The sequence below is a fragment of the Micromonospora sp. 067-2 genome (assembly GCF_046549295.1).
Lineage (GTDB): Bacteria > Actinomycetota > Actinomycetes > Mycobacteriales > Micromonosporaceae > Micromonospora.
Genome location: NZ_JAJPWB010000005.1, coordinates 479784 through 493742 on the forward strand (window position 1 = coordinate 479784; position 13959 = coordinate 493742).

Annotated in this window: 11 protein-coding genes; 3 read left to right on the forward strand and 8 right to left on the reverse strand. The window is 68.8% G+C overall.

Annotated elements, in window-relative coordinates; genetic code table 11:
• Positions 1-446 precede the first annotated feature (446 nt).
• The gene (locus tag ACLJN9_RS15010) at positions 447-1154 is read left to right on the forward strand and encodes a M23 family metallopeptidase (RefSeq protein WP_410811914.1); all 708 of its coding nucleotides are present in this window, start codon (positions 447-449) and stop codon (positions 1152-1154) included.
• Positions 1155-1428: 274 nt separating this feature from the next.
• The gene (locus ACLJN9_RS15015) at positions 1429-2196 is read left to right on the forward strand and encodes a M23 family metallopeptidase (protein WP_410811915.1); all 768 of its coding nucleotides are present in this window, start codon (positions 1429-1431) and stop codon (positions 2194-2196) included.
• 103 nt (positions 2197-2299) lie between these two features.
• Here ACLJN9_RS15015 and pcrA read toward each other — a convergent pair whose 3' ends face one another.
• Positions 2300-4705 (reverse strand): DNA helicase PcrA, encoded by a 2406-nt coding sequence (gene pcrA, locus ACLJN9_RS15020; RefSeq protein ID WP_410811916.1) that lies wholly within the window; start codon positions 4703-4705, stop codon positions 2300-2302.
• A gap of 299 nt (positions 4706-5004) precedes the next feature.
• On the opposite strand from pcrA, the gene ACLJN9_RS15025 reads away from it, so the two are divergent.
• Entirely contained in the window at positions 5005-5394 is a 390-nt protein-coding gene (locus tag ACLJN9_RS15025) for a chorismate mutase (RefSeq protein WP_410811917.1), read from the forward strand.
• A 148-nt stretch (positions 5395-5542) separates the two neighbouring features.
• Here ACLJN9_RS15025 and ACLJN9_RS15030 read toward each other — a convergent pair whose 3' ends face one another.
• The 7 genes from ACLJN9_RS15030 to ACLJN9_RS15060 all read right to left on the reverse strand — a co-directional run bounded on the left by ACLJN9_RS15030 (position 5543) and on the right by ACLJN9_RS15060 (position 13837).
• Entirely contained in the window at positions 5543-6556 is a 1014-nt protein-coding gene (locus tag ACLJN9_RS15030) for an ABC transporter ATP-binding protein (RefSeq protein ID WP_410811918.1), read from the reverse strand.
• Positions 6549-7577 (reverse strand): ABC transporter ATP-binding protein, encoded by a 1029-nt coding sequence (locus ACLJN9_RS15035; protein WP_410812001.1) that lies wholly within the window; start codon positions 7575-7577, stop codon positions 6549-6551. The genes ACLJN9_RS15030 and ACLJN9_RS15035 overlap by 8 nt, the downstream gene beginning before the upstream one ends.
• A gap of 26 nt (positions 7578-7603) precedes the next feature.
• A complete protein-coding gene (locus tag ACLJN9_RS15040) occupies positions 7604-8569 on the reverse strand; it encodes an ABC transporter permease (protein ID WP_410811919.1) in 966 nt (321 codons plus the stop codon).
• On the reverse strand, positions 8562-9488 hold the full coding sequence (locus ACLJN9_RS15045) for an ABC transporter permease (RefSeq protein ID WP_410811920.1): 927 nt from the start codon (positions 9486-9488) through the stop codon (positions 8562-8564). Before ACLJN9_RS15045 ends, ACLJN9_RS15040 begins: the two co-directional genes overlap by 8 nt.
• 148 nt (positions 9489-9636) lie before the next feature.
• A complete protein-coding gene (locus tag ACLJN9_RS15050; protein WP_410811921.1) occupies positions 9637-11277 on the reverse strand; it encodes an ABC transporter substrate-binding protein in 1641 nt (546 codons plus the stop codon).
• Positions 11278-11882: 605 nt separating this feature from the next.
• The gene (locus tag ACLJN9_RS15055) at positions 11883-12569 is read right to left on the reverse strand and encodes a response regulator (protein WP_410811922.1); all 687 of its coding nucleotides are present in this window, start codon (positions 12567-12569) and stop codon (positions 11883-11885) included.
• A 2-nt stretch (positions 12570-12571) separates the two neighbouring features.
• Complete coding sequence (locus ACLJN9_RS15060) at positions 12572-13837, reverse strand: PspC domain-containing protein (protein ID WP_410812002.1); 1266 nt, start codon at positions 13835-13837, stop codon at positions 12572-12574.
• Positions 13838-13959 lie beyond the last annotated feature (122 nt).

The window sequence follows — 13959 nt, forward strand, 5'->3', positions numbered from 1 at the left end:
CAGCGCACACCTTTCACCGGCTCCACGGCTTTCACCTGAACGAACGGTAACCCGGCCGAGTGTGCCCGGGAAATCCGGGCCGGGAACCCATTCCTGCCGGATCCGCCCTGCCGGGCTGGACGCCGGCAGCAGGGGTGCGCATTCCGGTGGCATCCGGGGGCCGCCGAGGTCAAGCCGGACGACTCCGCCGGACCGGTCACGCTCGGCGACGAACGGGCAGTAACGAGGGCACCGTCTGGCGTCACGATGCGTGACAATCATGGACGCAAACGGACAGATCGACACGCCAATTCGGCGCTCTGGCTTGTGAGTCGCCTGGTGGTTGGCTAACGTGTCCACGGTTGTCATCAGGTCCATGGACGGGTGACGACGCGGTCAGCGGACGTTCAACGAAGCTTCACAGACGTCCACCGGCCGCCTCGGAACCCCGACAACGGAGGGTGTGCGTGCGCCAGCGCCTGTCGTCTGAGCCCGATCGATATCGCGGTCGTCGCCGCGTACCCACCCCCCCGCGTAGCCGTTACGCCGCGGTCGTCACCACCGCCTTCGTCGGAGCCGGCATCGTCGCGCTCGGCGCGGGCGCCATGCCGGACGCCAAGGACGTCAGCTCGTCGGTCCTCGACGATCTGAAGCAGGCGTCGGCCACCAGCCAGGACGCCGCGGCCCGTGCCGACAACGCCGACCGCGCCTCCCGGGACAGCCGGAGCAAGAACGCGACCGAGCCCGACGTCTGGCTGCTGCCGTTGCAGGGCTACGACTTCAACTCCCCGTACGGCGTCCGCTGGGGCAAGATGCACACCGGCGTCGACCTGGTCGCCCCGGAGGGCACGCCGTACGTGTCGGTCCACGACGGGCTGGTCACCAAGGCCGGTTGGTACGGCGGGTACGGCCAGGCCGTGATCGTCCGACACGCCGACGGCAGCGAGGCCATCTACGGTCACTCCTCCGCGCTGAGCGTCAAGGAGGGGCAGCAGGTCAAGGCGGGCGACCAGCTCGGGCTGGTGGGCTACACCGGCCACTCCTACGGCACGCACCTGCACCTGGAGATCCATGTCAAGGGTCAACCGATCGACCCGGTGCCGTTCCTGCAGGATCGCGGAGTGGACATCAAGCTGCAAGTCGAGACAATCTACAACGAGGTGCCCGCGTCCTGACGGAGGGTACTGACCGTTGACCGCCCGGATCTGTCGATCCGGGCGGTTTTTCGTTGCGCGACCGACCGGGATGTCTGCTGGGTCACAGCCGCAACTGTGACCGGGGACACCAGCTCGCATGATCACTTTTGCCAACGAAATGGCACAGAGACGGATGAAGCGGGACAGTAACGGCCAGGCTCACCGGCTGACCGCCCGGTCCCCGTTTCCGGCACTCTTCGGCCCGGCACCAGTATTTCGAGGTCAAGTGCCCCCTCGACTGTGAAGGTTCGCCGTGCCGGAGAACAGCCCCGTCCAGAACGAGAACACCCCCGACGCCGCCGCCGAACAGCCGAAGAGCACCGGCCGGCGGAACCGCCTCATCGTGCTCGGCGCGGCCGCGCTGGTCGCCCTCGGCCTGGGAGGCGTCGCCGTCGCCACCACCGGCCCGGACCGCCCGGCGCCCACCGCCGTCTCCCTCGACGCGCAGTCCCGGGTCGACGCCACCAGCCGCGCGGACCGCTCAGCCCGTGAGTCGAGCGCCCCGGTCTCCCCCTCGGCCAGCCCGACGCCGAGCCCGTCGGCGGTCAGCGCCAGCCCGACACCGGTGAAGACGGTTCCCGCGAAGGCGAAGCCGAAGCCGAAGAAGACCACCAAGCCCACGCCCGCCTGGGTCGACCCGATGCCGGGCGCCGCGGTCACCTCCTGCTACGGGCAGCGCTGGGGCACCCTGCACGCCGGTATCGACCTGGCACTGCCCTCCGGCACCCCGATCCACGCCGCGGCCGCCGGCACGGTGGTCCAGGCTGGCGACGCCGCCGACGGGTACGGCAACTCCGTCTTCGTCGACCACGGCAACGGTTACCTCACCCACTACGCCCACCAGAGCCGGATCGCGGTCACGGTCGGTCAGACGGTCAAGGCCGGCCAGGTGCTCGGCTACGAGGGCGCAACCGGCGACGCCACCGGCCCGCACCTGCACTTCGAGGTGCACCAGGGCATGTGGAACCAGATCGACCCGGCGCCGTTCATGCGGGCACGCGGCGTCGACCTGGGCTGCTGAGGCGAAGTCCCCTGCGGGGTCCGCGCAACATCAAGGAAGGAGTGGCCTCAGCGGTGCCCGAGGCCACTTTTTCCTTGCATCAGTGCGATCTTCGGATGACGGGTCAGAGCTTGTCGATCGGGGCGTGTCGCAGCACCAGCCACATCGTCTGGTCGCCGAAGTCGATCTGTGCGCGGGCACCCGGGCCGTGCCCCTCGACGGCGACCACCCGCCCCAGCCCGTAGCGCTGGTGGTTGACCCGGTCACCGGCCGCCACCTTCGGCCCCTGCGGCAGCTCGCTGGCCGTCGTCAGTCGGCTCGCGTCCACGCCGAGCCGCTTCGCCAGCTGTGCCGCCTTCGGCGTACCCCCGTTGAAGGTGCCGCGCCCGCCGGGCGCGCGGTCCGCGCGACCGCCGACGCCGCCGCCCCCACCGGCCCACGAGGTGTACGACCCCTCGGTGCGCTCCCAGTGCACCAGCTCCGGTGGCAGCTCCTCCAGGAACCGCGACGGCGGATTGTAGGACGGCTGCCCCCAGGCCGAGCGGGTGACCGCCCGGGACAGGTAGAGCCGCTGCCGAGCGCGGGTGATGCCGACGTACGCCAGCCGACGCTCCTCCTCCAGCTCGCGGGTGTCGCCCAGCGAGCGCAGGTGCGGGAAGACGCCGTCCTCCAGCCCGGTCAGGAAGACCACCGGGAACTCCAGCCCCTTGGCGGTGTGCAACGTCATCAGGGTGACCACGCCCTGGTGGTCGGGGTCGTCCGAGGGGATCTGGTCGGCGTCGGCGACCAGCGCGACCTGCTCGAGGAAGCCGGCCAGGGTGGCCCGCTCCCCGTCGGCGCCCAGCGCCTCGATCCGCTCGGTGTACTCCCGGGCGACGCTGACCAGCTCCTGGAGGTTGTCGACCCGCCCGGCGTCCTGCGGGTCCAGGCTCTCCTCCAGCTCGGTGAGGTAGCCCGAGCGGGTCAGCAACGACTCCAGCACCTCCTCCGGGGTGCCGGTCTCGGCCATCTCGCGAGCGTCGTTGAGCAGCGCCACGAAATCGGCGATGCCGTTGGCCGCCCGGCTGGAGATGCCCGGCGCCTCCCGCGCCCGGCGCAGCGCGGCGCCGAAGGAGATCCGGTCGCGGCTGGAGAGGGCCTCGACGCACGCCTCGGCGCGGTCGCCGATCCCCCGGCGCGGGGTGTTCAGCACCCGCCGCAGGCTCACGGTGTCGTCGTCGTTGACCACCGAACGCAGGTACGCGAGCGCGTCGCGGACCTCCTTGCGCTCGTAGAAGCGCACCCCGCCGACCACCTTGTAGGGCAGGCCGACCCGGATGAACACCTCCTCGAAGACCCGGGACTGCGCGTTGGTGCGGTAGAAGACCGCGACGTCACCGGGGCGGGTCTCGTCGGCGTCGACCAGTCGGTCGATCTCCCGGGCCACCCAGTCCGCCTCGGCGTGCTCGGTGTCGGCCACGTAGCCGACGATCTGCTCGCCGGCGCCGGCATCGCTCCACAGCCGCTTCGGCTTGCGGGAGGTGTTCCGGTCGATCACCGCGTTGGCCGCGTTGAGGATGGTCTGGGTGGAGCGGTAGTTCTGCTCCAGCAGGATCGTCCGCGCGTTGGTGAAGTCCCGTTCGAACTCCAGGATGTTGCGGATCGTCGCACCCCGGAACGCGTAGATCGACTGGTCGGCGTCACCGACCACGCACAGCTCGGCCGGCTCCAGCCCCTCGGTGCCGGAGACCAGCTCCTTGATCAGCGTGTACTGCGCGTGGTTGGTGTCCTGGTATTCGTCGACCAGGACGTGTCGGAACCGACGGCGGTAGCTCTCCGCGACGTGCGGGTGGGACTGGAGCAGGTGCACGGTGGTCATGATCAGGTCGTCGAAGTCCAGTGCGTGCGCCTCGCGCAGCCGCCGCTGGTAGAGCGTGTAAGCCTCGGCCAACGCCCGCTCGTTGGGCCCCTTGGCCCGCTCCGCGAACTGCTCCGGGTCGACCAGCTCGTTCTTCAGGTTGGAGACCTGGGCGGCCAGGCCACGCGCCGGGTAGCGCTTCGGGTCGAGGTCAAGTTCGCGGGTGACCAGCTGCATCAGCCGGCGGGAGTCGTCCGCGTCGTAGATCGAGAACGTGGATTTGAGGCCGGCGTGCTCGTGCTCGGCGCGCAGGATCCGGACACACGCGGAGTGGAACGTCGACACCCACATGAGCCGGGCCCGCGGGCCGACCAGCGAGGCCACCCGCTCCTTCATCTCGCCGGCCGCCTTGTTGGTGAAGGTGATCGCGATGATCTCACCGGGGTGCACGTCCCGTGCGGCGAGCAGGTAGGCGATCCGGTGCGTGAGGACGCGGGTCTTGCCCGAACCGGCGCCGGCCACGATCAGCAGCGGCGTGCCGGCGTGGGTGACCGCGTCGCCCTGCGGCCCGTTCAGCCCGGCGAGCAGCTGCTGCGGGTCGAGGCGCACGGCGGGCGGCCGGGGCCGGTCCGGACGAGCCGGCGCGGAAGCCGGCGCAGGCGGGGACGCGGGGATGTCGAAGAGAGGATGCATCGCCCGACAAGTCTATGCCGCCGGTCAGACACTGCGCCCTCGTGGCACCGCGCCTGGCACCGTCCCTCCGTCGCCGAGCGGTGCCGTCTGGCCGAACCGCTTGCGCCGGGGCAGGAGGCGTGGGCATACTCGACGGCGTGTTCGGTCAGCGCTACTACTTTTCCTATGGCACCGGGAGTCCGGCAGCCGTAGGTCCCGCCTGATCGATTCAGACCTGCGAAAAGCCCCGGGCTCTTGGAGTCCGGGGCTTTTTCGTCCCGGGATCCGGGCACCGGGCACCACAGTGCGAGGGGTACCCGATGATGACAGACGTGGCGGAGCAGAACGGCGGCCCGGCCCGACCGGCGGAGCAGTCCCCGGCGAACGGGAGCGAACCGGTGGCGACGACACCGCCGGCGGGACACGACGGGCCGGCCGAGGCACGGACCGGCACGGCGGAGCCGACCGCCGCCGCCCGGATCGTCGAGATAAGGGAACGTATCGACGAGATCGACGACGCGTTGATCGCGCTGTGGCAGGAGCGGGCAGCGCTGTCCCAGGAGGTCGGGGCGACCCGGATGGCCTCCGGCGGCACGCGCCTGGTGCTCTCCCGGGAACGGGACATCCTGGAGCGTTTCCGGGTCGCACTCGGCGCCGACGGCACCCAACTGGCGCTGCTGCTGCTTCGTGCGGGCCGCGGCCCGCTGTGAGCCGCCCAGAGCCGTCCGGTGGACGCCGGCCCGACCCGGACGAGGCCGTGTTCGGGCCCCGGGACGCGCGACCGGCCCGAATCAGGGCCACGGACAGACGGAACCGCCTGCCGTCGTCGTGGTGACGTCGGCAGGCGGTTCCGGTGACTCACGCCTCGTGCGTGGCGACGATCTCGCGGCGCTCCGCGAAGTGGCAGGCGCTCGGGTGGTCCGAGTCCCGCCGGATCTCCAGCAGCGGGACCTGCTCGGCGCAGACATCCTGCGCCTTCCAGCAGCGGGTCCGGAACCGGCAGCCCGACGGCGGGCTGATCGGCGACGGCACGTCACCGGTGAGCCGGATGATCGTCTTGTTGTTCCGCTGGGTCGGGTCCGGCACCGGCACCGCGGAGAGCAGCGCCTGGGTGTACGGGTGGGTCGGCCGCTCGTAGATCTCGTCCTCGGTGCCGATCTCGACGATCTTGCCGAGGTACATCACCGCGACCCGGTCCGAGAGGTGACGGACCACGGACAGGTCGTGGGCGATGAAGACGTACGAGAGCCCGAGCTCGGTCTGGAGCTTCTCCAGCAGGTTCATCACCTGGGCCTGGATGGAGACGTCCAGCGCCGACACCGGCTCGTCGCAGACGATGACCTCGGGCCGCAGCGCGAGCGCGCGGGCGATCCCGATGCGCTGGCGCTGACCGCCGGAGAACTGGTGCGGGTACCGGTTGATGTGCTCCGGGTTGAGCCCCACCACGTCCAGCAACTCCCGGACCTTGGCCCGGCGGCTGCCCTTCGGTGCCACCTCTGGGTGGATCTCGAACGGCTCGCCGAGGATGTCACCGACGGTCATCCGCGGGTTCAGCGAGGTGTACGGGTCCTGCATGACCAGCTGGATCTGCCGGCGAAGCCGCCGCAGCGCCCTACCGGAGAGCTTGGAGATGTCCTGGCCCTTGTAGACCACGTTGCCGGCGGTCGGCTTCTCCAGGTTCATCAGCACCCGGGCGAGGGTCGACTTGCCGCAGCCGGACTCACCGACCACGCCGAGCGTCTCACCGGCGCGCAGATCGAAGGAGACCCCGTCGACCGCCTTGACCTGGCCGACCGTCTTCTTGAACACCACACCCTTGGTGACGGGGTAGTGCTTGACCAGATTCCGGACCTCGAGGATGTTCTCAGACACGGTTCACCAGCTCCTCGGCGAAGTGGCAGGCGCTGGCCCGTGCGGTTCCCACCTGCAGAAGCGGCGGGACCTTCTCTCGGCACACCGGCTGCGCCATGGGGCAGCGCGGGTGGAACGGGCAGCCCGGCGGGATGTTCATCAGGTTCGGCGGGAGGCCCTTGATCGTCCGGAGCTGCTGCCCCTTCTCGTCCAGGCGCGGAATTGAGTCGATCAGGCCCATCGTGTACGGGTGCGCGGGCTTGCCGTACAGGTCGTACACGTCGGCTTCCTCGACGATGCGGCCCGCGTACATGACCGCGATCCGGTCCGCGACGTCGGCGACCACGCCGAGGTCGTGGGTGATCAGGATCATCCCCATCTGCCGCTCACGCTGGAGCTCGGCGAGCAGGTCCATGATCTGGGCCTGCACGGTCACGTCGAGCGCGGTGGTCGGCTCGTCCGCGATCAGCACCTCCGGATCGAGCGCCAGCGACATCGCGATCATGGCGCGCTGCCGCATACCGCCGGAGAACTGGTGCGGATAGTTGCTGAACCGGCCCTTGGCGTTCGGGATCTTGACCTGGTCGAGCATCTCGATGGCGCGCTTCTTGGCCTCGGCACGGCCGATGCCGCGCCGGACCCGGAACTGCTCGGCAATCTGGAACCCGACGGTGAAGACCGGGTTCAGCGCGGAGAGCGCGTCCTGGAAGACCATCGCGATGCCCTCACCGCGGATGCGGCGGCGCTCCTCGTTGGACATGCGAAGCATGTCCTTGCCATGGAACCGGACCTGACCGCCACTGACGAACCCGGGCGGGGTGTCGAGGATGCCCATGATGGTCTGCGCCGTGACGCTCTTACCGGAGCCGGACTCGCCGAGCACGGCGAGGGTCTCTCCCGCGTCGACGTGGTACGTGACCCCGTTGATGACCTTTGCGACGCCGTCCCGGGTACGGAACTCCACCCGCAGGTCGTCGACCTCGAGCAGCCGGCCGGAGGGACGTCCGGACCCACCGGTTCCCGGCGAGGACTGCTCGGACACGAGTATGTCGGACAACTGGATCTCCCCTAGCGGAGTTTCGGATCGAGGGCCTCGCGGACCGCCTCACCGAGCATCACGAAGCTCAGCACAGCGGTGACGAGGAACGCGGCGGGGAAGAACACCAGACCCGGCGCGACCCGGACGAAATTCTGACCGTCGCTGATCATGATGCCCCAGGACACCACCGGCGACCTCAGACCGACGCCCAGGAACGACAGGGTGGCCTCGGCGCCGATGAACGAGCCGACCATGATCGTGCCGTAGACCAACAGCGGGGCCAGACAGTTGGGCAGCAGGTGCTTGAGGATGATCCGGCCATGGCCGGCACCCAGCGCACGGGCCGCCACGATGTAGTCGGCCTCCTTGGTGGCGAGCACCGAGGAACGCATCAGCCGCATCACGACCGGCCAGCTCAGCACGATCAAGGACGTGATCACCAAGCTCATGATCTTGGCCTTGCTGTTGCTGGTGCCCGGACCGTTGAACGTGGTCAGGATGACGATCGCGCCGAGCACGAAGGGCAGGCCGAAGAAGACGTCGGCGATTCGGCTCAGCAGGCCGTCCACCCAGCCACCGCGGTAGCCGGCGATGATGCCCATGGTGCCGCCGAGCAGCAGGGTGCCGACCACGGAGAGCACGGCGACCACGATGGAGGCCCGGGCGCCGTAGATGACCCGGGCGTAGACGTCCTTGCCCTGGAAGTCGTACCCGAACCAGGCGTCCCCGGACGGCTTGACCAGGCTGCGGTCCAGCGTTCCGTTGACCGCGTCACCCGGGCCGAACAGCTGCGGGAAGGCCGCCATCAGCAGGAAGATGACGATCAGCGTGGCCGAGAGCCAGAACAGCGGCTTGCGCCGCAGGTCCCGCCAGGCGTCACCCAGCAGGCCACGCGGCTTCTCGTTGGACTGGGGCAGCCCGGCGGTGGCCGGGGCAGCGTCAGTCGGTTGCGCGGGGGCGGTGCTCACGATCGATGCGGCACTCGGGTCACTCATAGCGGATCCTCGGGTCAAGGGCGGCGTAGAGCAGGTCAACCAGCAGGTTCATCACGAGATAGACCAGCACGAGGACGACCACGATCCCTACCACGGTAGCGCTCTCCTTGGTGCGGATCGCGCGGAGGACCTGGAGGCCGATTCCATTGATGCCGAAAATTCCCTCGGTGACGATCGCGCCGCCCATCAGGGCACCGAGGTCGGTGCCGAGCAGGGTGACCACCGGGATGAGCGAGTTACGCAGCAGGTGCACACCCACCACCCGGCGCATCGGCAGGCCCTTGGCGATGGCGGTGCGCACGTAGTCGGCACGGCGGTTCTCCGCGATGCTCGTACGCGCCACCCGGGCTATGTACGCCACCGATGCACTACCGAGCACGAAGCCCGGCACGAGCAGCTCGGAGAGCCGCATCTCGGAGGAGACGGTCGGCTTGATGATGCCCCACTGCACGCCCAGCAGCCACTGCAGCACGAAGCCGACGACGAAGACCGGCAGCGCGATAAGGAAGAGCGTGGAGACCAGGACCAGGTTGTCCAGGAAGCCGTTGCGCCGCAGACCGGTCAGCACGCCGGCACCGAGGCCGATGACGGCCTCGATGGAGAGCGCCACCAGGGCCAGCTTGAGGGTGTTCGGGTACGCGGTCAAGATGATGTCGCTGATATCCCGTTGCGAGAACGTCTGGCCGAAGTCACCCTGGAGCAGGTTCTTCATGTAGCTGGCGTACTGCACGAAGACGTTCTGGTCCAGATTGTACTTTTCGGTCATGAAGGCGATGTACTGGTCCGGGCAGCGTCGGTCGCCGCACTTACCAGCGAAGGGATCGCCCGGAACGGACCAGACGAGCCAGTAGATCAGGAACGTCGTACCGATGAAGACCGGCACGAGTTGGAGCAGCCGTCTCAACAGATAACGGCCCATGGGGTGGTCCTCCAGACAGGGGGCGCGTCGGACGGCCGACACGGTGGTGACAACGTGGCGAGTGACGTGTTGTAACACCACTCGCGGAACGGCCCCGGGTCGGGCTCACCGGATGTGGCGAGCCCGACCCGGGGTCAGACCGTACGGATCAGAGCTCGACCGAGGTGATGTCGAGTTCGCCGACGTTGTTCAGCTGAAGCTTCTTGATCTTCTCCGAGTGGCCGGACTGCTGGCCGTAGAAGTAGATCGGGATGCTCGGGACGTCCTTGTCGACCAGCTCGACGGCCTTGGAGAACGCCTCGTGCGAGGCATCCAGGCTCGGCGCGGCACCAGCGGTCTTCGCCAGAGCGTCGACCTCCGGGTTGCTGTACAGACCGTCGTTCGAGGAGCCACCGGTGACGTAGAGCGGGTTGATCCAGTTCTCCACGTCCGGGTAGTCCTGCTGCCAGGCGGCACGGTACGGGCCGGTCATCTTGTGCGCGTTGATGTTCTGGCGGAAGACCGCGAAGGTCGGCACGCCCTCGGCGCGAGCGTTGATGTTCAGGTTGGTCTTGACCTGCTGCGCAACGGCGTCCATCCAGTCCTTGTGGCTGGAGTCGCTGTTGTAGTAGAAGACCATCTCACCGGTGAAGCCACCGGCCTCGGCCAGCAGCTGCTTGGCCTGGGCGACGTCGTACTTGCAGGCGGTGCAGTTGCCCGGCTTGGCGCCCGGGGTCAGCGGGTTCGCCCAGCTGTCGGCCGGCTTACGGGTACCGAAGAAGATCTTGTCCGAGATGTCCTGCCGGTTGATCGCCAGCGAGACGGCACGACGCAGCTTCGGGTTCTGGTAGCGCTTGTCGTAGATCGGGAACGCGATCAGCGCGGTGGTCGGCGTGGTGGTGTTCAGGCCCCGCTCACCGAGGTCGGTCTTCCACTTGTCACCGGCGAGCGCCGAGGTGGGAAGCGACTCCAGGAAGTCCAGGTTGTTGGCGAGCACGTCGCTGTACGCGGCGTTCTCGTCCTGGTACAGCTTGACGTCGACGTCCTTGATCTTCATCTTGTCGCGCAGGTTGTAGTCGTCGAAGCGCGTGAGCTTGATGAGGACGTTGTCCTCCCACGACACGAACTTGACCGGGCCGTTGCCGATCGGCTTCTTGCCGAAGTCCTCGGGCTTCTGGGTGAAGAACACGTCCGGAAGCGGCATGTAGGCGCTGTAGCCGAGCTTGGTCGGGAAGACCGCGGTCGGCGCGGCGAGGGTGACCTCGAAGGTCTGCTCGTCGATGACCTTCAGGCCGGACAGCTTCTCGGCCGTCGGCGCCGGGGCCTTCTTCGGGCCGTCCGGGCCGTCCGGGTCCGTGGTGTAGGTCTGGTCGAAGCCCTGGATGTCGGCGAAGAAGGAGCCGTTCTGCGCGCCGTTCGGCGAGTAGGCGGCCCAGTTCCAGGCGTCGACGAAGTTCTTCGACTTCACCTCGGTACCGTCGTGGAACTTGGTACCCTTCTTGATCTTGATCGTGAAGACCTTGGAGTCCTTGGTGTCGATGGACTCGGCCAGCGCGTTGCGCGGGGCCCCACCGTCATTCGGGTACTCGACCAGGCCGGTGAACATCCAGTCGATGATCTTGCCGCCGCCGGTCTCCGTCGTGTTCGACGGAACCAGCGGGTTCTCCGGCTGGACGCCGTGGACGACGATCGAGCCGTCCTTGCTGGCAGCGTCGCCGCCGCCGCTGCTGTTGCTCGAGCAACCGCTCGCGACAAGCACGGCAGCCGCGCTGAGCGCGATTGCGCCCGTCGCCCGCTTCGAGACTCTCATTCCGAGGGGCCTCCTCTTTCTAAGACCTGGTTCCGTCGTGGGTTTCACGCACGTCTGGGGGGTGACACCGCCCGACCACCCCGGGGCGCGGGTCGCCGGGACCACAGGGAAGTTGGGGACACCCCTGATGTTCCGATCCGCCGGGCTCCCCACCCGACGAGGCGCGACCCGACGCAGGCGGCACAGCCACGAACCGTCGCGGAAAGCGGAGGGTCGTGGTCGTGGACCGTACGGAGTGCCACACACCGAGGGTGAGGTGCTGCCACTGTGACACCCACTGGCCTCTTCCGTGAAGATGCCGTTATCAAGCCGTTAGTTGCTCGCCACGTTGCCGATACTTGAAAAATGATCATAAAGCGGTGTGGCGGGGTGGCTCTGAGCAGGGGGAACGTGACCCAGCCGGGCCCTGTCGAACGGCGCGGACGCGGGTTCTGTGAGCTTTCCGGCGTTCGCCCCCGTGCTTCTCCGGCACCCGTGCGGCGCGTACCCCCGTCACCCGTGCGGGGGATGTCGACTCCGGCTGCACGGGCACCATCGCCGACTGGGTGGATGAGGGCACCGGGGCGGAATCTCTGATCATCATCCGTTGCCAGGTGAGGAACAGGTCACACGAGCCGGCGGTCCGCCGCCCACCGGGAGAGCTCGTACCGGTTGGACATCTGGAGCTTGCGCAGCACGTTGGAGACGTGCGTCTCCACCGTCTTGATCGAGATGAACAACTCCTTCGCGATCTCCTTGTACGCGTAACCCCGGGCCAGCAGTCGCAGCACCTCCCGCTCCCGGTTGGTGAGCTGGTCCAGCTCCGGGTCGGCCACCGGGGCGTCCGGGCGGGCCGCGAAGGCGTCCAGCACGAACCCGGCCAGCCGCGGACTGAACACGGCATCACCGTCGGCGACACGGCGGATCGCGGCGGTCAGTTCGTCGGGAGAGATGGTCTTGGTGACATATCCCCGGGCACCGGCTCGGATCAGCCCGATCACGTCCTCCGCCGCGTCGGAGACGCTCAACGCCAGGAACTTGACCTGCGGGTGGCTGCGCCGCATCGCCTCCAGCACGGCGCGCCCGCCGCCGTCGGGCATGTGCACGTCGAGGAGCACCACGTCCGGTCCGGTGGCGGCGATCCGACTGACCGCCTCGGCCACGGTGCTCGCCTCGCCCACCACGTCGACGTGGGCACCCAGCTCCGCACGTACCCCGGCTCGGAACATGGCATGGTCGTCCACCAGGAACACCCGCAACCGCTCGGGGCGGGCGTCCGTCGGGTCGGGTTGCTCCATCGAGTGCTCGGCCATGGTCACTTGTTCCTCTCCGCTGCGGACGAGTCCCGGGAGATCGAGAGGATCAACCGGACCTCCGTCCCCTCCCCCGGTGCGGACCGGATCTCGGCCCGTCCGCCGTGCCGCTTCATCCGCCCGACGATCGAGCCGCGTACGCCGTGCCGGTGGTCCTCCACGGTATCCGGATCGAAGCCCTTTCCCCGGTCCCGGACGAAGACACTGACCTGATCGGGCTCCACCTCGGCATACAGCGACACCGTCTGCACCTCGGCGTGCCGGGCCGCGTTCACCAACGCCTCGCGGGTGGCGGCGACCAGTGCGCCGACCCGCTCATCGGTCTCCCGGTCGCCGACCACCACCGCCTCCACCGTGATCGCGAAGGTGTCCTCGACCTCGGCCGCGGCCTGTTCCAGGGCGGCGGCGAAGCGCTCGTTCGGCGACGCGGTGGGTTTGTAGAGCCAGTTGCGCAGCGAACGCTCCTGTCCTCGGGCCAACCGCTGCACCATCTTGACGTCGCCGGCGTTGCGCTGGATCAGGGCCAGCGTGTGCAGCACCTGGTCGTGCACCATGGCGGCCAACTCGGCCCGCTCCTGCTCGCGGATGCGCCCCTCGCGTTCCGAACGGAGCTGGCTGTACGTCCGCCAGAGCACCGGCGCGGCGACCACACCGACGCCCGCGAGCCCCACCAGCGCGAAGATCACGCCGTTGATGATCGCGTCGAAGTTCTGCGCGGGCGAGTAGACAGCCGCGACACCGATGATGCCGACCGCGACCAGCACTCCGCCGCCGATGAACCGGAGGACGAAGGCCCGCCGGTCGGTCTCCTCGACGACCGCGCCGAGCCACGGCACCGGCATGGTGTCGCTCCACTGCCGGCGCCGCTCGGGTGCGGACTGGTGCCAGATGACACCGGCGCCGACCGCGATGATGGCCACCAGCCAGCCGGCGGTGCCCGCCGCGCCGACCGAGTCGAAGACCATCACCTGGATCAGCAGGACACCGAGCCCGATCCCCACGAACGGCAGGAGCTGGGCCACGTCGCGTCGGGGCGGCACCGCGGTGTCACCGGGCCGCAGCGGCACCACCGCCCAGAAGGCCGCGTAGAGCAGCAGGCCGAGCCCGCTCAGCCCGAGCAGCACCATGAACGCCACCCGTACCCGCAGCACCGAGATGCCGAGATGGTCGGCGATGCCGGCGGCGACGCCGGCGGCCATCCGGTGCTCGGGGGCGCGGTACAGGCGCGGGGGCGGGGTCACGGTGCTGATCGGAGGCTCCCTGGTCACGGTGGTGCGCTGGTCGAGCTTGGTTGATCCGATCGTCACACGCTGCGGCGCTCCGGGACCACGGGGACGCCCCCGACATCCCGGCCGCCCGGATCTCAGGGTGGGGTCAGGGTCACCTCCTG

Bases quoted from the DNA above. Each gene is read 5' to 3' on its own strand.
- pcrA (WP_410811916.1), bottom strand. From the start codon at position 4,705: ATGCATCCTCTCTTCGACATCCCCGCGTCCCCGCCTGCGCCGGCTTCC.
- ACLJN9_RS15025 (WP_410811917.1), top strand. From the start codon at position 5,005: ATGATGACAGACGTGGCGGAGCAGAACGGCGGCCCGGCCCGACCGGCG.
- ACLJN9_RS15040 (WP_410811919.1), bottom strand. From the start codon at position 8,569: ATGAGTGACCCGAGTGCCGCATCGATCGTGAGCACCGCCCCCGCGCAA.
- ACLJN9_RS15045 (WP_410811920.1), bottom strand. From the start codon at position 9,488: ATGGGCCGTTATCTGTTGAGACGGCTGCTCCAACTCGTGCCGGTCTTC.
- ACLJN9_RS15050 (WP_410811921.1), bottom strand. From the start codon at position 11,277: ATGAGAGTCTCGAAGCGGGCGACGGGCGCAATCGCGCTCAGCGCGGCT.
- ACLJN9_RS15055 (WP_410811922.1), bottom strand. From the start codon at position 12,569: ATGGCCGAGCACTCGATGGAGCAACCCGACCCGACGGACGCCCGCCCC.